Raw genomic sequence first — 19,876 nt, 5'->3', positions numbered from 1 at the left:
TTTAATATTTCACCTTTACCTCGTTTTCATTAAGCAGTTGACGGAGTCGTTCTATTTGTTGCTGTTTGTTAACTTCTCTCAGGTTTTGTGCTGTTTTGGTAAAGTATTGATGTTGTTTGATAAAATCGAGCTGCATCTGATTCCACTCCTGCCATGAATCCACCATTTGCCTTTCCTTTAGTTCTCTGTAAAGCATGTTTGAAACCGGGATAAAGTCGGTACGTCCCAGATAGTCCAGATCCGAATCGCACATTACCTCTTCCAGTTTGTCTTTTGGTTGAGGCGGAAGTTTGGTCGCCAGGATCAGCCGGCAGATTGTGTCGATCCTGCTTTGGGGAATATTGTAGCGGGGCAGTATCTGGCGGGCCATTAAAACGCCCTGGTGTTCATGATAGCGATAATCTACTATATGGCCTGCATCATGAAACAAAGCGGCAATTTTTAGTATAAGAATCTCTTCTTCACTGAGTCCTTCGGCCCATCCGATAAGTTCCACTTCGGTAATTACATCGACCGTGTGTTTCACATTGTGATAATACAAATTGGAAGGGAGGTTTTTTTCAAGAAGGTCTAATATATTCTCCTGAATATCCATGAACTGTATTTGTCCGTATCGAACATCAAAAGTTTCGTTATTTTCGAAAACATTATCCGCGACATGAAGATCGTCTGTCAGCCCGTTAACCAGATACATGTTCATGGCACCTTTGTATTTTACGGGTATGCTCCCCAGATGTGAGACGTTGAAAAACTCTTTGACCAGCTCATAGGTCATTTCCGACATGTTTATTTGCCCCGGCGGACAGCTTTCTCCAATCCGGCAAACAACATTGACGTTATCGCCGCTAATTGAATAAGGGGTATATTGTTTGCCGGGGTCAACAGAGAGAACCGGTCCAGTATGTATTCCCATTTTCACTTTCCAGAAGGGTTGTGATTTTTGTTGTTGATAAATGTTTAGGATGGCCCTGTGCATGCGTATAGAAGCCATTGTAATGTCTATTGGATTTGTTCTGTATTCATTAGACAGTCCTGCTGCATAAATAATATTATCTCCGAAACTCTTAATTTTGGTTAGTTTGAAATCTTCGGCAACTTTATCAATGGTAATATATATTTCATCCAGAATATCAATGAGGTCCGACTGACTATCCATTTTGGCGAGGTCTTCAAATCCACAGATTGAGATATATAAAAGTGACACTGTTTTCAGGTGCTCGACTTTTTTTTGTGTCTTTTTCTCTGGGAAGTCGCTTGCAACAGGCCCGCTGATGTCTGAAAAGCGTGCAAGAAGTTCGTTATATTTTTCATTCTGTTTCTGAATGAGAGAATACCGCCCAACAAGATTCTGAAGCCGGGCATTTAGTTCTTTATTACGGTTGGCAAGATTTTGAATTCGCTGAATATATTGATTTATGTTGTCCATGATAATAAACTTATATTCTATGAGCCCGGTCTAAAAAGCATCCTTGTTGCCAAACTCGTTGTTGTTTTAAATTTTTGTATCCTCATTAACAACAAGTTAACTCCGGTACAAAAAATTAAAACGTCTGGATTTTGACAAAAATATGCTTTTTATACAGCACTCATCATATAAAAACTTCATACGTAATAAAACATTAAAAGTCGGTTTCTGTTTGATGAGTTATTAATTTTTCTTGATATATATCAGGCTAAGTTCTATCAAGAATGTGGGTCGAATGTTATTGCGATGAATTATATATCATTTTGTAAATCAGTGAAACATTTTCATCAATGTTATTGGTTGCATCTATCCAATGAATTTTGTGTCCTTTGCGTTCCATTCCCCTGAACCAGGTCATTTGGCGTTTGGCGAATTGATGAATGGCAATGTTCAGACGTTCAAACATTTCTTCGTAAGTTGTTTTGCCAATAACATAAAGGGTGATATACTTATATTCCAGGCCGTAATACATCAAATCTTCGGGGCTGATACCTTCATCAATAAGCTGTTTTACTTCTTCGATCATTCCTTCGCTGAGCCTTTCTTTAAGGCGCTTCGTTATTTTATGCCGTCGCATATCCCGGTCGATGTCAACACCTACAATAAGTGGGTTAACCGCGGGCAGCTTTACCTCAATTTCGGGATGGTTTTGATAATAAGTTTCTATCTCTATGCTTCGGATGGCTCTTTTCTTCGTATCCGTATCAGTGGTGTTATGAAGTTTTTTGAATCCTTCTAAAATGCGGGTGAGTTCTTCCAGAGATTTGTCCTGAAGTTGTTCTCTTAATTGAGGATTCGGAGGAACATGCACCATTTTGTATTGGTCGAGTACTGCCTGAATATATAATCCTGTGCCTCCGCACATCACAGGGAATTTTTTGCGGTTTTTTATCTCTTCAAAGACCTTGAAAAAGTCGGTTTGATATTCGTAAACATTGTACTTATAACCGGGTTCCCTGATATCGATGAGATGGTAAGGAATTTTTTCGCCGCTGATGATGTAATCGTCATAATCTTTTCCGGTACCTAAATCCATTTTTTTATAAATCTGGCGGCTGTCTGCACTGATGATTTCGCCATCGATGCAATGAGCCAGGTGTGCAGCAAGACGTGTTTTGCCACTGGCAGTAGGTCCGGTAATAACAATCAGATTATATGGTGTTTGTGTTACTGTCATTAAAAAATCTAACGTTCTGTAATTATTTCAAAGTTAACAAAAAGTTGTGGGAAATCGAGTTGCGGGCTTTGATTCCCTCCCCGGTTTCGTTGTGTACTTGCAAGAATTTGGTAATATTTTTTAATTTTGTCTCAGAATTTTTTCCGCTTGATATTGCCAGCACATTGCGTTTGTTGGTTGTACTTTGATTACCCGGAGATAAACTTTAATGCGGATAAGAGATTTTTATGGGGGCAAAAGAATCTGTTAATACTGTTCACATGTACCGGCAGCTTTGGTTAAGGCTGAGAAATCTGATAACCGCACCGCTGAAGGAGTGGCAGAAGATACACAGAGAGTCGGTTACATTTAACGATCTGCTCAGCACTTTTGCTCTGCCTCTGATAGGATTGGTAGCTGTGGCTACTTTTATTTCTTACCTTATTAATCAACAGGCTTTTCTTATTGAACTGGCGCTTAAAAAAGTAATTGTTGAATTTACTGCTTTGTTTAGCGGGCTTTTTCTTGCATGGGACTTTGTATTCCGGATAATGAAATATTTCCGTTTTGTTCCATCGCGGGAGATTGCTGCTAAATTAACAGTTTACAGTTCGGCTCCTTTATATCTTGTGTTGCTCCTTACTGCTTTAGTGCCGGAAATTTTTTTCCTGCAGGTATTTGCATTTTACAGTATTTATCTTGTTTTGACAGGGATAAGAATAATTGCCGGCCCCGAACAGAAGCAAAAAACCGTTTTCTCCGTGTTAACAGGACTTTTGATATTAGGATTACCCTATGTCATTCGTATTTTATTGTTGAATTTGATAACTATCTGATATGGCAACAAACAGAATAAATATTCGCAATAAGCGAGCGTATTTTGACTACGAAATACTCGAAAAATTTGTTGCCGGAATTCAGTTGACCGGTACCGAAATTAAATCCGTCAGGAATGGGCGTGCCGGACTGGTCGACTCTTATTGCTACTTCAGGCGAGGGGAATTGTGGGTAAAAGGGATGAATATTTCGGAATACTTTTATGGCACCTTTAATAATCATGCCCCTCACCGTGAACGAAAACTGCTTCTCACAAAAAAAGAACTTCAAAAGCTGGAACGGAAAACAAAAGAGTCGGGTCTGACTATTGTTCCCTTGCGCATGTTTATCAACGACCGGGGTTTTGCCAAGCTCGAAATAGCACTGGCTCAGGGGAAAAAGAAACACGACAAGCGCGAGTCCATTAAAGAAAAAGATACCAGGCGCGAATTAGACCGTATCCGGAAAAATTTCTGATGATTTTCACGCAACCTTATCTTCTTTTCTCCATCATGTGGTTAGTGGTTAGTCATTAGTGGTTAGTGGTTAGTCAATAGTGGTTAGTGAAATCGGGCTGGAGTGTGTTGTTCTGATATTCCTGACCTGAATAAGCCGGAACCAACAAATTATTAAAAACCAATTCAGAATTAGCCTGATAAAATAATTGCGTGAGCCCGGTCTAAAAAGTCTTTTGACCCCTAAATCCCCTAAAGGGGACTTTTTCAAACTGCTGATTTTTAGCAGTTCCCTTTTAGGGGTCAGGGGTAAAATGTTAAAAATCAGCAGTTTGAAGGCTTTTTATACTACACTCATAAATATTTTTTTATACGGGCAAACTGTAGTGTTGCAGGGGGTTTTGGGGAAAAAGCTTAACTGCAAAGACGTATGTTGTGTTTATAATTCACACTACTGGCTACTGACTAAAAACTGATGACTAAATTACTTATATCTAAAAATCTTACAGTCTATTGTAAAGAGGTTGCATAATAATGAACAGAGGTGTATCTTTTGCCTGGAAAACCAATAGGAAAGCTCTTCAGTGTCTGTATTCAAAGAGATAAACGACATAATTTCAGGATGTCAGAAAGGTGAGAGGAGTGCTCAGAAGGCACTTTATGAGCTTTTTGCGCCTAAAATGTTTGGTGTGTGCCTGCGTTATGCCGGCAACAGGGAAGAGGCAGAAGATTTTTTGCAGGATGGTTTTATCAGAGTGTTTGAGAAAATAGGTGATTTTCGTTTTGAAGGCTCGTTTGAAGGGTGGATGCGAAGAATTATGATTAATCTGATCATTGAGTCGTTCCGGAAAGCCAGAATTAAAACAGAGATGAAGGATGAATTTCCTGATATAGAAGGCGATGAGGATACGAATCATTCTGAAGGGAAGGGGTACTCGTTGAACGAGCTTTTATCATTAATTCAGAAATTGCCGGAAAAGTACAGACTGGTATTTAATATGTATGTAATTGATGAATTGACACACGAAGAAATAGCCCGGAAGTTAAATATTTCGCCGGGCACAAGTAAATCAAATCTTTCCCGTGCCCGAAAATGGCTTCAGCAGAGGATTAGTGAAGACAGAAAATTGGAGACTACGAAATTATGAGGATACCCGAACATATCACAGATCAGTTATTTACGCGGCTGAAGGAGTTGAAAACTCAACCTTCTCCGGGTGTGTGGAAAGGTATTGAAAAAGAACTGGACAAAAAGAAAAAGCGTCTGGTTCCTCTCTTTCTGAGAATAGGAGCAGCGGCCTCTGTCGTTATAGCGGCAGGGCTGTTCTGGCTTTTTAATGAGTCTGATTCCCGGGTCGATAGTGGTTCCCTCGTTGTGTCGGAACAACAGGTTGAAAGTGATCCTAATGATGCCGGCGGTGTTACGAAACAGACAAAAAAAGATAGCTCTGTTGGAGGAAATGATTCTGATATCTTACCTGCTTCAGGTTCGGATATGCCGGTTTTAGCTGAAAAAAGTGAGATACGGCAGGAAGGAACGTTACAGACTGCTTCGGTATCCGGTGATATAAAAGTGGCGGGATCAACCGGCAGTATCCCGGACGCTCAAAATCTTTCAGACCCTCAGGCCGGAACAACTGAAAAGATGATGCCTCTCATTGGCGATCATATTTTTGATGGAGTCAATATCAGCCCGCCAGATAGATTGTATGCAACACAAAACCACGAAGAGACTTTTGTTGTCACTACCTATAATGATTCTGAAGAAAAACCGGCCTCCGGACATTTGATCATAGGAGGGGAATATTCGCCAACTTATTCTTTCAGAAATGTTTCCGGTTCTGCACCCGGGAGTGTGGATGAGAACGGGCTGAAAGCCGCGGGAGGCGGTCTGGCACTTGCCATGAATGTGAATACCCGCTGGCAGATAGAAACAGGCGTCAGGTATGCCACCATGGGGCAGGAGGTAACAACCACCGTTCGTTCGGAACGGGTTTACAGCATAACTATGGACACTTATTCCGGCGGTAGCCTGGACAATAGTATCAATGAGATCAGTCTTGCCAATTCAATGGGCACCGTCCGGACTGATTTATCGCCTGTTGCATCAAACGATTTTGCCGGATTTCAAAAAGCACCGACAGGGTATGTTGAATTGAAGTCAAACCTGATGGAAAGTAGTGACAGTCCTGTCCTCGAACAGAGTCTTGGCTATTTGCAGATTCCGGTGACCGTACGTTATCTTCTGACACCTGAAAGTACCATTGGTGTTTTCCTGTCGGGCGGGTTCAGTACCAACTGGCTTGTTGATAACGATGCTTACCTGCAGCGATCCGGCCAAAAGCAGCGAATCGGAGAAACTTCAGGACTTTCGGATGTGGGATTCAGCACCCATGCCGGTGTCGCCTTTTCTGTTCCTGTTTTTAAAGGTTTGCGTTTTCGTATGGAACCTCGTATTGATTATTTTATTTCCGACATAGGAAAAGATACCCCGGGTGATTACAGACCCTATTCGTTTGGTGTTTTTACTGGTGTGTTTTATGAGTGGTGAACCCTCATCCTCACGCTCATCCTCAACCTTAACCTCAACCCCCATATTGTCCTAACGACTCCACCATTTGGTAAAAAGTACCTTTTTTATTCATCAGTTCATTATAGTGCCCTGTTTCCACTACGTGTTGTCCGTCAAGGACAATTATCCGGTCGGCCATCTTAATGGTGGAAAGCCGGTGACTGATAATCATGGCGGTTCTGTTTTCCGTGATTCCTTTAATGTATTGAAGGAGGCGGGCTTCGGAGAAAGCATCGAGTGCACTTGTAGGCTCGTCCAGAAGCACAATCTGCGAGGGGTTGAAGAATGAACGGGCAAGCGCCAGACGTTGCCACTGTCCCGGACTCAGCTGCTCACTGTCTTCAAAAAGAGTGCCCAACGTGGTTTCATAGCCTTTTTCGAAGTTTTCGATGACTTCATGAATGCCTGCCTGGGCGGCCGCATCTTTGATGTTTTTATCGGCAGGTTCCCGGCGAATATTTCCAAACCAGATATTTTCACGCGCTGTGACATTATACAGCATAAAATCCTGATAGATAACACTGATGTTATCAACCCGGTCTTTCCACCGGATTTCATCAAGCGGGATACCATCCACGAAAATGGCACCTTCAACCGGTTTGTACAGTCCGCAAAGCAATTTCACCAGCGTTGTTTTTCCCGCACCATTGACACCAACCAGTGCCACCGTTTCTCCTGCATTTATATTGAACGTTACATTTCGTAAAATCCATCGGTCGTTTACCGGATAGTGAAAGCCGATGTTATCGAAGCGGATTCCCTCTTTCATACGAGCAGGGAAGGGATATCTTTCTGTGCTTTTCGTGGTGGACCGTGACTCGGGCAGGTGCAGAAATTCAAACAGGTTATTCAGGAAAAGTGAATCTTCATAAAGACCCGATATGCCACCGAGAAATTGCTGGAGATAGGCATATCCCCGCTGTAACGCCATAAAATAAAGAACCACACTACCAATGGAAATATCTCCCTGAAAAGCACGGTAAGCGATGAGCCCGTAAACTGAGAAAACAGCTATTGCAGCCAGTATCTGAACGACCACTTCCCGCTTTGTTTTGCTTTGCAGCATTTTATACTGGCTCTGTCGCCAGTCGTTTTTCAACTCGTGATAGCGTTTTCGAAAAAGCTTTCCCAGATCAAAGGTACGTAACTCTTTGGCAAATTCGCGCGAGGTAAGCAACCGGTTGTAATAATTTACTTTGCGTTCTTTATCTGTATTTTTACGTTTAAACCTGAATAATTCCCGCGCATATTTTAGTCTGATAATGGTAACAGGCAGCGTTATTAGCAGTAACACGATAGAAACCGACCAGTGAACCATCAGCAAAATACCCCCCCATTACGATGAGCGTGATGAGGTTTTGCAGTATCCCCACAATTCCGTAAAAAATGCGTGAGGGGCGAAAAGAGGCTTCATGCAGTGCCCTGAAAAAGACATTTTGATATTTAGGGTGCTCGAAAAAACCATATTCGATTCTTGTGGTCTTGTTGTGGATGAGGTTGTCGAAATAGTCGGATATGACAAACGACTGCCGTTCACGCACCAGTGTGCCCAATGAAGCAGTCAGTGCATTGGTGAGAAATACTGCAGCTGCAATGATCAGGAGGGAAATAAGTCGGTTTAAAGCGTCTTCACCACCGGGATTGGCAGCAACAACCTGTATCTCGTCTACGAGCAATTTTATAAGGTAAAGCAGCAGCAGCGGGAGTATGCCTCTTACAAGAAGCAATATCCCGTTGAGAAGCGTCCATCCGGGTGAGCTTTTCCAGATGTAACGCAGAATGGTTAGTATTTGGTGGTAGTGTTTGATAGGTTTATCGGTTCGTTTGTTCCACAGAGAAAGATACCATTTAACTGTGTAATTTTCTTGATTTTTTTCAAATATAAAACATTTTTGAAAGAGTCGGGGAGTCGGAGAGTGGAGGTTAGATTTTAGGCTAAGACTAAGGTTGAGGTTAGGGATGAGGTTAAGGATGAGGTTAAGGATGAGGTTGAGGTTGAGAAATAGATTCTTCGCTTCGCTCAGAATGACAGACTGCTCAGTGTCATTCTGAGGAGGTTACGACGAAGAATCTATTAAACTATCAATAATTCAATTAGGTTGAGGTTGAGGTTGAGGTTGAGAATGAAACAGGTTTGGTAATTAGTAATTATGAGTGCGGTATAAAAAGCATATTTTTGTCAAAACCAAGGCGTTTTAAATTTTTTTACCGGAGTTAACTTGTTGTTAATGAGGATACAAAAATTTAAAACAACAACAAGTTTGGCAATAAAGATGCTTTTTAGGCCGGTCTCAATTATTTTTTCCGACCTTAGCTTATCAAAACAGCACTGTTGTGAACAAAAACATACAACAATATCGTCAGTGGATCGAGCAAATGCTGAATGAGGGAAAGACCGTTCAGGTACCGGTATATGGGATGAGTATGTTTCCGATACTGATGCCACGCGACAGTGTCCAGATAAAACGGGTAACTTTTGATCAGATGATACCCGGTCAGGTTCTGGTGTTTGAAAGAGATGGACAATGGATTGCCCACCGGTTAATAAAAAAAAGACTACCTAACCGGACTTCTCATAACACATGGTGACGGACTTCCATACGATGATGAGCCGATTGCAGCCAACAGTGTCAAAGGTATCATAACTAAAGTTATTAAAACCCGTTCGCCATTTGCCTTTAGCATAAATACCCGCATCGATCGTTTCATGGTATGGACAGCACCGGTAACCGGAAGGGTCTTCTGGTGGTTTGGGAAAGTCGTGAGCCGCGGAATTAGGGTTTTGAGTTCCGGGCCCCCTAAGTCCCCACAAGGGTGACTTTGGGTTTGGCGTTGAAGGGTGTGTTACTTCCTCAGAATGACACTGATGCTGTCTGTCATTCTGAGCGAAGCGAAGAATCTATCCCCTTATATCTATAAATCTAATCATCTCTTTGATTTTTTTAAATCTGTGTAAATCTGCGATATCTGTGGTGCAATCTCAACCTCAACCTCAACCTCAACCTCAACCTCAATCTCAACCTCAACCTCAACCTCAACCTCAACCTCAATCTCAACCTCAATCTCAACCTCATCCTTAACCTCATCCTCAACCTCACCTAGTGTCTCTGAATTTTTGTAAAAAAATGTACAATATACTTTTATCTCTAAAATTTTTACTTTCATCAATAGACAACATTCATTTCTCAAAGATTCTCAACAAAATTTTCCCACGCGTGTATAATTGCACAGCAAAACCTCAAAATAGGGGTGGATTTTTTTGAACAGGGTTAAATTTTTAGTGATATGAAGAAGTTTTACATTGTATTAGTCGGGCTGATTCTTGGATTAATTACAGGCGTAGATGCTTTCGCACAACAAACGTGGTATGCGCTTAATTCGGGAGAGTGGAACAATCCCGATAACTGGACACTGGATCCGGCTGCTGCGATCTATGTGACAGAAGATGAAGGATATCCGCTTGAAGGAGATGATGTGGTGATCAAAAGTGGTCGTACTATTACCATGCCTACCGAAGGCGATTCGTTTTCTGCTCATTGTAATGTTTTAACTGTCGATGGTCGTCTCGATCTGAAGAATACTTCGGGGCATAATTTCTCTGAAATACGCGGTTCCGGCAGGATTATTATGGAAGGTGATAACTTTCCTTCAGGGGATGCTTCGAATTTCGTTGGCGAAGGAAAAGGAACTGTTGTATATAAGGGGAGCGGATATGACATTTCTGATCATACTTTTTACAATGTAGAGATTGATCTTGAAGGCACAGACCCTAAGGTTAATCTTGCCGGAGACCTTACTGTTAACGGTAATTTTTCCGTTCTTAACGGTAATTTCCAGTTTGGTAATAATAATACTACAAGAACTTTAACGGTTAAAGGTAATATAACTGTAAATAACGGTGCTTCAATGACTGTCAATTCAGCCAATGCTGCACATAATCTTTATTCCCGGGGGAATATTACCAATAACGGATCAATTCAATTTACCAATCTTTCTAATCCTGACTACGATAGTACTCCTACAGATGGCTATGTTATTTTAACAGTCAAAGGAGAATCTAATACCGTACTTACTGCCAATAATACCACTTTTCTTCAGCGACTTATCCTTGATAAAGGAAGTGACCGAACTTACCGGTTTACTGTTAATCCTTCACAACGTGAGTATTTCCGGTTATTTGGGCAAAATGATACTGTGTCTGAGGAGAAAGCCCTCTATATAAAAAATGGTACCCTTGAGTTAACCGGTGCCACATACATACATTCATTGACAGAGGGGGGTGACGATTTTTATGTTCCCGAAACAGGTGGTTTTTGGATTAACGGGGGAGCCGTTGAAGTGAACTCAACAGCAGTGAGTAATAATGCTGACGGATTTACATCAACAGGCGTGGAAGTAAATGCTGTTGGAAGTCAATCTTTTTCCGTATTGGGAAAATTCAGAATTACTGACGGCACATTAAATACCCATACTCATGGATTCGTGGCTTGGGATTCCGGTAATGCTTTGGTTCAGATAGAAGGTGGAACTGTAAAAACACCTGGTTTCAGGAGTGCCGGTAATCAGGAAGGCCGGTGGACTTATAATCAGTCAGGGGGGCATGTTTTTATGAAAGGTGGTATTGAAAGTGACTTGAATCCACAAGGGAAGGCCACTTTTTCCATTGAAGGTGTGAATAATGTTTTCATCATGACCGGTGGTACAATGGAAATACAGGATGCTGCCACCGGAAATGATTTGGCCATTGACATTCAGTCGGGTGAAGGGAAATTTAATGTTACCGGGGGTACAATAAAAATTAATCGTATTGCTGGTACTTCAGGTGAATTTAATATTTCATCAACTGCACCGTTCTTTAATTTGGAAATAGCAGGCGTAAGCAATACTGCCACCGCCCTTTTGAATAGTGAACTTACAGTCTTGAATGATCTTATTGTTAGAGAGAATGGAATATTAGATGTTACGTCAAATAATTACGCACTTAATATTGGAAGAGATTTAACACTGGAAAGTGGTAGTTCTATTGATTTGCGAAGTAATATAACATCATTTATTGGTTCACAAAACTCAGTAATAACAGTAGCTGAAGGATTATCATTGAATTTTAATAATGTTGATGTAAATAAAGAAATCAGTTATAATGGATATTTCGAGGTAAGTAGTTCCGGTAGCGGAGTTAATATTGAAGGAGATTTAAATGTTACACGTGGCAATTTTGTAGTATCTGCTAGTGGTATTAATATAGGTGGGAGTATCTATTTATTTGATGGAAATATTTCCGGTGGAAGTATAACGTTGAATGGGAATACCCAACAGACTTTATATTCCAAATACAGGAAAGAAAAATCAATAGGAGATTTTAATTTTGATAATTCAGGGTCAAAACCTCAAATTATATTGGCTAGTGATCTTTTGATTAATTCTTTAAGTTTTAACAGAGATCAGGTTGTAATGTTGGGTAATTACAATTTGGAATTAGCGAATAGCCAGCTTTCTACTACCGGTTGGGGAAATTCAAGAATGTTTGCAACCAATGGTCGTGCATCTAACGGAGGATTGACACTACCAGTAGTTTTAGATGGTTCATATAATGACGATATTGCTCAGTATTTTCCTATTGGTTATACTGTTGATGGTGAATATTATTTTACTCCCGCAACAGTTAGGGTTGATGGGGCATTAAATGATTCAGGCTCAATTAACGTAAAACATGTAGCAGCAAACCATCCAACGGTAGATAATCCTAACGACGTTGCCCCTTATTACTGGAAAACTTCATATTCAGGTCTTTCAACAGTGGGTAGTAGCAACATGAGGTATATTTTTACTTATTTCGAAAATATTTCTAATGTACCCAGTGGCAAAGGCATGATTTTTACAGCAAATAATGAATGGTATGATGCAGGGAATGACGTTAGAGATGGAAGTAATCTTTATTTTGATTATGGAGATCCACTATTAACTGATTATACTTACGGCAAGAATAATGCTTTTAATAATGTCAGAACTTTATATAGCCTGACTTCCGGCCCATTTAATCAAAGTAGTACATGGACTGAAAGCGCTGACCACCAAGGGAGCTCAACTAGTAGGGCTCCAAGGTCTTATGATATGGTTGTTATCGGAGGCGCAAATGGTGTTAATCATACTGTTACCATTTCAGGAGATGAACGTGCCTCCCAGGTGTACATAAAGGGTAAATCTGAAACCGGCATCGGTGTAGGGGATGATAACGTTGATCCGCCAACTTTTGAAGTGACATCAGGAGCAAGTGGTGCTGCAACATACAATTACTCATTGTGGGGAGGATGGGGTTATGTGTCAGGTAATGAATTTAGCTCAATAAAAGGAAAAGGGCGGTTTTTAATTCATGGAGACAACATGCCTTCTGCTGATTTTTCAGAGTTCTGCAATGGAAATGAGGCGATTTTTGAATATACAGGAATAGGCGCATATAGTATTCCGGAGAGTTCATATGTAACCTTAAAGCTTTTTGGTGTTATTGATTATGGACAAGAGTTAATCTTTGAATTGAACCAATATCCGAATTTGCATATTACTGAATCAGGAACCAAAACTGCTGGAGATATTGATTTAACAGTCAATGGTAATTTATTTGTTGAAGATGCCACTTTTAATATCAGTAACCAGAATAATGGCGATATAGATATAGTCGGTAATTTAGAAATTAATACCGGAAATTTGGTACTCCCTAACACTGAGAGCAGAGTATTAAATGTGGACGGTGACTTCTTCTTTTCCGGAGATGGTGATTTTTATGTTTCCGGAGGAGGTTCAGCAATAGAACATTCTGTTAATTTATATGGGAATTTGATGCAAGAATCGGGTGCTATCGATTTATCCGGGAATACGGCAAAAGCAAATATATATTTCATAGGAAGCAATTCTGTGGAATTCTCAAAGAGTGGTACTGATATAACTAATTTTAACAGGGTATACATAAATAAGCCAATTGGCGAACAAGTATTGTTTTCCGGTAATTTCAATTTGAATAGTAATTTAAATAATGATAATACCAAAACATTAGTATTGCAATCCGGGAATGCATATTTGGATAATTCCGCCCTCAACATAGAACTAAGCTCCGGTGGCGGAATGTATAAAATCCCCGCCGTATCAGAACTAATCGTCAATCAAGGGACTATAAGTCTTGGCGGTAGTGACCCCAATGGAGCAGGTTTATGGCTCGACGGCAAACTGACCATCAACGATGGCGGTAAAGCCCAATTTGATGAAGGAACCAACAATTATATAGAATATACCTCTTCCGGAAAATCAGAGATTGAAGTCAACGGAAGCGGGGAGCTTTATGTGGGTTCTCAGATTCGTCGTTCACCATATACCGAAGCCGGCATTCTGAAATTTTCTCAGAACAGCGATGCTTCAACCATCGAGATTGGAACCAAAGATGCAGGTGAATCAACCCGCGGTGTTTTTGAAATCCTCAACACCGGAAGTTCGTTTACTCAGGCAGCCGGTGCTAAGCTAACCATAAAGAACAGTAAGGCAGGCGGGTTCACCGATTTCTATTTCGATCCGGAGTCTGTATCCCTGGGAGAAGGAAGTACCATCGAGATTGCTGCCGGTAACGAGGCTTCTGAGCCTTTTGATATGTATGTGAACCAACCATTGGAAAATTTAACCTTTTCCGGCAATGTGGAAGGAAAATTAAAAACGGTTCCCGTGGAAATTCTTGGTAATTTATCCATTGGCACTAATTCTGTTTTTAATACCAATGGACTGGATGTTACCATACATGGTGATATGACCAATGAAGGATCGTATAATGCAAACGAAAATACCACCTATTTCAGCGGGCTGGCCGGCCAGTCCATCACGGGTAATACCGAATTTTATAACCTGGTGAAAAATGAAGGAACCGATACTTTGCGAATAGGAGAGAGTAGTGCTGTTACAATCGCAAACGACTTGACTTTGAATACCGGAATTTTTGATACCGGTGAAAACGATGTTTCGGTAAAAGGTGATTTTTATATAGCCGGGGGTGCTTATACAGTTAGCGGTTCAGAGCGTAACGGTGTGGTTTTGAATGGCACCTCGTCACAAGAGCTTTCAGGAGGCGGAACCATTGCCAGGTTAATGGTAGATAACGCAGCAGGCGTTGTTGTTCCAACTCAGTCATCTGCCATAACATTTTCCGATGTATTGAAGTTGAATAACGGAATACTGGATATCGGGAGAAATTTGCTCGTACTAACTGAAAATGCAGTGATTGAAGGAGATGATTCAGATAGCTTCTCCTCATCCAATATGGTGCAAACCAATCTTTCGTTTACCGATGCCGGAATTAAGAAATATTTTCCTGCCGATGTAGTAAGTAATTTTGTCTACCCCATAGGTGCATCGGGTAAGTACACTCCGGTGGTTATGGAAAATACCACCAATGGCAATGAAGGCGGTTCAATACGGGTAAAAGCTGCCAACGAGCCTCATATTACCATCCCTGTTGAAGACCTGGATAATGTTTTGCAATACAACTGGACATTGGATGCCGAAGGGATAAGTAATTTTACTGCAAATGTTGCGATGCATGGCTATCCCGCCGATGTTCGGGGAGACACCGCTAGTTATATAACGGCCCGCATTCTCGATGAAGAAGAAGGGATATGGAATAAATATTCTGTTGATGATTTCGACGGGATTAATACCATCCTGAATTTTAGCTTTGAAGGCACTAATGATGCCGGTATTGACGGAGATTATACAGCAGGTACCGATGAGGCCATTCCTGACAAAGTTCAGACTTTTGTTACCGAACAAGATGGATTCTGGAATGATCCTGATGTCTGGAGCGTTGTTGGTGGAGGTGTTGTTCCTGCTGGTGGTCCCAGAGGAGCCATCGTGCAAATTAATCATGAGGTTAATTTGCAGGTTAACGGACACGCGGCATATAAGACCGAAATTTCAGAAAGCGGGGTTGTCAATGTTGGAAATACACTGAATCACCGGCTTGGAAAAGTTTCCGGAACAGGAACCGTTGTTGTTGAATCTGGTTCTCTGCCTGCCGGTGAATATACCGAATTTTTCTCTGAAAACGGAGGGACGTTAGAGTATTCCGGCAGTTCAAATTATTCTGTCCTGGCTGAACTTCCACAGGTTAATAACCTGGTATTTAGCGGAAGCGGCCAACGTATCCTTCCGAATCTTGATGTAGATATTCTTGGAGATTTTGTCATTGAAGGGGGAAATGTTATTAATGAGGAAAGCCGTCCTTTAACCATTCATGGCAATATGTCCCGAACCGGTGGTAGTTTTGATGTCCGTCAGGGGACGATTAAATTGCAGGGGGATGAGGTTCAAACCATTAATGGTTCCTTTACCGATGAGAATGCTTTATATAACATTGAAGTTAACAATGTTGCGGGGTTGACTCTTAATGGTCCGGTTGATGTGGGGAATGTAATAACTTTTACAAAAGGTATCATTTCTACATCCGAAACAGCATTGCTCACGGTATTAAATTCAGACAACGCAGCCGTAAATAATGCATCTCATCTGCGGTATGTCAATGGCCCCATGCAGAAGAAAATTAATGCGGGAACCATGTTTGACTTCCCCGTTGGTGATGATTACCGCTATGGAAATATCGGGGTTAAACCTGCCACAACCGGTCTTTGGACTGCACAGTATTTTGATCATGCTGCTTCGGAAGATGGATATTCGGAAAATGGCGTTACCTATGTGAGTCAAAATGAATACTGGAGTGTGAAAGCTGCCAATGCAGATAATGCTGAGATTAAGTTACGCTGGGACTCAGAGAGTGGTGTAAATCCGGATAGTCCCGACTTCCTTGTGATTAGTTACGAGCCATCGGCTTGGGGTGAAGTTAATTTTAATAATAAGACAGGCGATGTTAGTGGAGGTTCTGTTATGACCGAAACGCTTTATCATAATACAGAAAGGTTGTTTACTTTTGGTTCAGGTAGTATGGCCGAATATACCTGGCTGGGAACAATTAGCACCGATTGGTTTGATGGTGGTAACTGGGTAGGAGGATTAGCTCCGTCAGCTGCTAATTCTGTAATAGTAGATAATTTAAATTCTTCAAATAATCCTGTCATTGGTGAGGGTATGGATGCCTATTGCAGTAACCTTACTATTGAAACAGGGAAGACTGTAACATTAAAACCCGGGGCATCATTGGAAATCAAAAATAATATAGATAACAATGGAACCATTATCCTCGAATCTACCAATTCCAAACTTTCATCCCTGATGTTGCCGGATAGCCCGACAAAAACGGGGTCAGTTAATGTTAAACTCGAATTGGATGCTAAGAAGAAGTTCTATTTAAGCAGTCCGATAAAGTACGCACAATTGAATTGGTTTTATCCTGATGGTGATATAAATAATGATTTTGTTTATGTTTTCAGAGAAGATCCCAAATGGAAATGGATAAGGGTTGACGATGCTTATATAAGCGAAAATCCTGATTTGAATGAACTGGAAGCTGTCTATGGGAAATACTTGCAAGGAAAAGAGTTGAATTTTTCCGGAGAAGTCAACAATAGTGATGTTACGAAAACTTATGGTCGGGGTTATTATCTGGTTGGAAATCCATTTCCTACCGCCATTGACTGGGAAAACCCTGCAGGTTGGGTCCGTGAGGGATTTTCCAATACCATCTGGAGTTGGGTCACGATTGGAGAAGAGAGAGTAATTCAAACATATAACAATGGTGGCGACAATTTACCCGGTGCATGGACGCTTGAGCCCGAAGGATATGATGAAAGTAATATCAGTCATATTGCACCCTATCAGTCTGTTCAGATGAAAATAGAAACTACTAATGCAGATTTGACTATAAAACGGACTGCCCGTGTCAGGAATAGCGATGCACCATTAAAAAGTGCATCAAATGAAACTTTCTCGTACAATCTGATAAGAATACAGACCAATAACAATCTTTTATTTGACGGGACGGTGATTTACTTTAATGAAGCTTTTTCTGAAGGTATCGGAGAAGAAGATTCGGAAAAACAATTCAACAGTTCCGAAAATGTACCGGAAATATACACCAGAATTAACAACAGTGCTTATGCCATTAACGGTCTTCCGGCATTAAACGATAGCGAATTTTCCATTTCAATAAGTGTTCGCAATCGTGTAGAAGCAGATGTTACGATGGCATTCGACCTGAAAGAATTCGGGGCCGGGTACTCTGTTTATCTTGAAGATAAAGAAACCGGTTCATGGATTAATCTTCTGCAGCAAAGCGAATACGTTTATACACCTGCTCAAATGGGTGATGATCATGACCGTTTTGTTCTTCATTTCGAAAAGGCAGCGGAAATTCCAACCAATGTTGAAGAACCGGAACAGAATGATATTACCGGAATAGATATTCTTGGTCAGAAAGAGTTTGCATTGGTTCGAATCAGTGAAGTACTACTTCAGTCATCAGGAGCCGCTATAGAAGTTATGGATATAAATGGACGGCTGATGAACAGTGTCACTACAAGCGAGACCGAAACAGAAGTTGATTTGCCCGATAACAGTGGCGTTTACATTATCCGGGTAAATACAGGAGAGGTGGTTAAAACCGGAAAGGTTGTCAGGTGATTAGGCGAGTAGGCGAGTAGGTGATTAGGCGAGTAGGCGAGTAGGCGAGTAGGTGATTAGGTGAGTAGGTGATTAGGTGATTAGGCGAGTAGGCAAGTAGGCAAGTAGGTGAGTAGGCGAGTAGGCGGGTAGGCGAGTAGGTGATTAGGTGTTAGAATTTAAGTGCGGAGCGGTGACATATCGGTAGTAAAATCTGTCCGGTAAAAGGACAAAAAAGCTACGGAGCTGCCACAGAAACCTGTGTAATTCAGAAAAGTTCACCAAGTCCCCTTTTGAAGAATTTAAGGGATTTAAAAATATCACAATTAACCCTGTGAAGTTTAAAAGCTCCGTTCCAAAACGTTGGAAACGGGGCTTTTTCTATTCAACACTTGTTTGAATGGTTGAGGCGCTGTCTGAAAAGTTCGTTTTTCTCTCTGAATATCTTCCTAAGGATTGGGACAAGTTGTGATGTGCTCCGCGCCTATCTGCGTAATTAATTGAAAAACAAAACTTGCGACAGCAAGGATTGAATTCGGTTTTCCAAAGGTTACTTTTTAGACACGCTCAATTAAAAGAGTATATCTTACATTTATCCTGCGTATGTTTCATTTCGTCAAAGATATTCGCTCTGTCTGTCAAAACTTCTCAACAATCTGTGTTTTTGTCCTGTATAAGTAACCAAAGAAACCTCAATAAGAGGAAATAATTTTTGAACAGGGTTAAATTTGTGAATTATGAAACGGGTTACTTTATTATTAATTGGGTTGGTTTTTACTCTTGGGTTTAATGCTTTTGCCAAGAATGGCAATGGCAACGGTAACAATAATGAATACATTACCGTCGAAAAACAAGGTAATTTCGAAGATGAAAATTCCTGGCTAAACGGGAATGTTCCTTCCGATTTTGAAAATATTGACAAAGAGATGACCATTAACGGTACGATCACTCGTAACGGGAATCTAAATCCTGTTACCGTGAATGTTAATGATACACTCATTGTTGATGGAGACTACGAAAACAATCAGTGGGGTGGTCTTGATATAAAAAGCGGTGCAAAAGTTGAAATTTTTGGAAATTTAAATTGTTCAGAGGCTGTAACCATTGCTCAGGGTGGCATCTTAATTGTTCATGGCAATTTAACTTCCACCAATGCAGGACTTCTTATTAAAGGAGACCTGGTTGTTAAAGGCGATTTTTCTACCGATTCAAAGACTCAGGTAAATAATAGCGGAAATCTGATAGTAGGTGGTGATTTTTCGCACCTTGGTGGTGGTCTGAATGGTCATAGTGATGACATCTATATTTTGGACCCCAATGCCAATATTACCAATCCCGGATGGGGAATCATTTATAATGGTGAATACGGCGATATTGAAGATTTTAAAAGAGTTGAAGAAGGAACTGACCTTGAAAACATTGTGGATGAAATGGGGTTATTAAATCCTGCTGTTAAATGGCTGGGGACAGTAGATTCAGATTGGTTTAATTCTTCCAATTGGAAAAATGGGCACCTGCCCGATTCCAATAGCAAGGTTGAGATAGATTCTAATAATAATGCTCCTGTAATTAATGGAAATGCTTCTATTGCTATTCTTACCATTTCCGAAAATGCAGGTGTAACAGTTAAGCCCGGTGCCTTACTGGAGATTACAAAGAATGTGAATAATAATGGTACTATTGTTCTTGAATCTACCAACAGCAATCTTTCTTCATTGATGTTGCCTGAAAATCCTACAAAATCAGGGAATGTTAATGTAACTGGAGTTTCCTGAAAAAGCACTATCGAAAAAGCTGAAGGGCAACAATGACAACCATTTTGAAGAAAA

The 19,876-nt window shown here is 40.8% G+C and carries 12 protein-coding genes and 1 pseudogene; 8 read left to right on the top strand and 5 right to left on the bottom strand.

What is annotated here, in order from left to right; genetic code table 11:
• Position 1: 1 nt before the first annotated feature.
• Both ATH1_RS0112005 and miaA read right to left on the bottom strand, forming a co-directional pair.
• Positions 2 to 1,426, bottom strand: a complete 1,425-nt coding sequence (locus ATH1_RS0112005; protein WP_010422070.1) for an adenylate/guanylate cyclase domain-containing protein — start codon at positions 1,424 to 1,426, stop codon at positions 2 to 4.
• Positions 1,427 to 1,703: 277 nt separating this feature from the next.
• Positions 1,704 to 2,642 (bottom strand): tRNA (adenosine(37)-N6)-dimethylallyltransferase MiaA, encoded by a 939-nt coding sequence (gene miaA / locus ATH1_RS0112000; RefSeq protein WP_010422068.1) that lies wholly within the window; start codon positions 2,640 to 2,642, stop codon positions 1,704 to 1,706.
• A gap of 227 nt (positions 2,643 to 2,869) precedes the next feature.
• Between miaA and ATH1_RS0111990 the strand changes: the two genes are divergently transcribed.
• The 5 genes and pseudogenes from ATH1_RS0111990 to ATH1_RS0111975 all read left to right on the top strand — a co-directional run bounded on the left by ATH1_RS0111990 (position 2,870) and on the right by ATH1_RS0111975 (position 6,443).
• Complete coding sequence (locus ATH1_RS0111990; protein ID WP_010422062.1) at positions 2,870 to 3,457, top strand: YIP1 family protein; 588 nt, start codon at positions 2,870 to 2,872, stop codon at positions 3,455 to 3,457.
• A 1-nt stretch (position 3,458) separates the two neighbouring features.
• Complete coding sequence (gene smpB, locus ATH1_RS0111985; protein ID WP_010422059.1) at positions 3,459 to 3,914, top strand: SsrA-binding protein SmpB; 456 nt, start codon at positions 3,459 to 3,461, stop codon at positions 3,912 to 3,914.
• A gap of 187 nt (positions 3,915 to 4,101) precedes the next feature.
• A pseudogene (locus tag ATH1_RS22625) lies at positions 4,102 to 4,310 on the top strand (hypothetical protein).
• A gap of 166 nt (positions 4,311 to 4,476) precedes the next feature.
• Positions 4,477 to 5,040, top strand: coding sequence for an RNA polymerase sigma factor (locus tag ATH1_RS0111980; protein WP_010422056.1), 564 nt, complete (start codon positions 4,477 to 4,479; stop codon positions 5,038 to 5,040).
• Positions 5,037 to 6,443, top strand: a complete 1,407-nt coding sequence (locus tag ATH1_RS0111975) for a hypothetical protein (protein WP_010422054.1) — start codon at positions 5,037 to 5,039, stop codon at positions 6,441 to 6,443. The genes ATH1_RS0111980 and ATH1_RS0111975 overlap by 4 nt, the downstream gene beginning before the upstream one ends.
• A 34-nt stretch (positions 6,444 to 6,477) precedes the next feature.
• Here ATH1_RS0111975 and ATH1_RS19460 read toward each other — a convergent pair whose 3' ends face one another.
• Both ATH1_RS19460 and ATH1_RS22260 read right to left on the bottom strand, forming a co-directional pair.
• Entirely contained in the window at positions 6,478 to 7,758 is a 1,281-nt protein-coding gene (locus ATH1_RS19460) for an ABC transporter ATP-binding protein (protein WP_245531782.1), read from the bottom strand.
• Positions 7,688 to 8,140 (bottom strand): hypothetical protein, encoded by a 453-nt coding sequence (locus tag ATH1_RS22260; RefSeq protein WP_245531781.1) that lies wholly within the window; start codon positions 8,138 to 8,140, stop codon positions 7,688 to 7,690. The genes ATH1_RS19460 and ATH1_RS22260 overlap by 71 nt, the downstream gene beginning before the upstream one ends.
• Before the next feature lie 658 nt (positions 8,141 to 8,798).
• On the opposite strand from ATH1_RS22260, the gene ATH1_RS22255 reads away from it, so the two are divergent.
• On the top strand, positions 8,799 to 9,053 hold the full coding sequence (locus ATH1_RS22255) for a S24 family peptidase (RefSeq protein WP_245531780.1): 255 nt from the start codon (positions 8,799 to 8,801) through the stop codon (positions 9,051 to 9,053).
• 336 nt (positions 9,054 to 9,389) lie between these two features.
• On the opposite strand, the gene ATH1_RS21200 is transcribed toward ATH1_RS22255, so the two are convergent.
• Positions 9,390 to 9,629, bottom strand: a complete 240-nt coding sequence (locus ATH1_RS21200; protein WP_010422050.1) for a hypothetical protein — start codon at positions 9,627 to 9,629, stop codon at positions 9,390 to 9,392.
• A gap of 120 nt (positions 9,630 to 9,749) precedes the next feature.
• Here ATH1_RS21200 and ATH1_RS19445 point away from each other — a divergent pair, with 120 nt between their 5' ends.
• On the top strand, positions 9,750 to 18,068 hold the full coding sequence (locus ATH1_RS19445) for a T9SS type A sorting domain-containing protein (protein WP_010422047.1): 8,319 nt from the start codon (positions 9,750 to 9,752) through the stop codon (positions 18,066 to 18,068).
• Between the two features lie 716 nt (positions 18,069 to 18,784).
• Entirely contained in the window at positions 18,785 to 19,822 is a 1,038-nt protein-coding gene (locus tag ATH1_RS0111950; protein WP_010422031.1) for a hypothetical protein, read from the top strand.
• Positions 19,823 to 19,876 lie beyond the last annotated feature (54 nt).

Source organism: Anaerophaga thermohalophila DSM 12881 (assembly GCF_000191885.1).
Taxonomy (GTDB): domain Bacteria; phylum Bacteroidota; class Bacteroidia; order Bacteroidales; family Marinilabiliaceae; genus Anaerophaga; species Anaerophaga thermohalophila.
The sequence above is the reverse complement of the archived record's forward strand: the minus strand, read 5'-3'. Positions and strand labels throughout refer to the sequence as shown.

Bases quoted from the DNA above. Each gene is read 5' to 3' on its own strand.
- ATH1_RS0112005 (WP_010422070.1), bottom strand. From the start codon at position 1,426: ATGGACAACATAAATCAATATATTCAGCGAATTCAAAATCTTGCCAAC.
- miaA (WP_010422068.1), bottom strand. From the start codon at position 2,642: ATGACAGTAACACAAACACCATATAATCTGATTGTTATTACCGGACCT.
- ATH1_RS0111990 (WP_010422062.1), top strand. From the start codon at position 2,870: ATGGGGGCAAAAGAATCTGTTAATACTGTTCACATGTACCGGCAGCTT.
- smpB (WP_010422059.1), top strand. From the start codon at position 3,459: ATGGCAACAAACAGAATAAATATTCGCAATAAGCGAGCGTATTTTGAC.
- ATH1_RS0111975 (WP_010422054.1), top strand. From the start codon at position 5,037: ATGAGGATACCCGAACATATCACAGATCAGTTATTTACGCGGCTGAAG.
- ATH1_RS21200 (WP_010422050.1), bottom strand. From the start codon at position 9,629: ATGAAAGTAAAAATTTTAGAGATAAAAGTATATTGTACATTTTTTTAC.
- ATH1_RS19445 (WP_010422047.1), top strand. From the start codon at position 9,750: ATGAAGAAGTTTTACATTGTATTAGTCGGGCTGATTCTTGGATTAATT.
- ATH1_RS0111950 (WP_010422031.1), top strand. From the start codon at position 18,785: ATGAAACGGGTTACTTTATTATTAATTGGGTTGGTTTTTACTCTTGGG.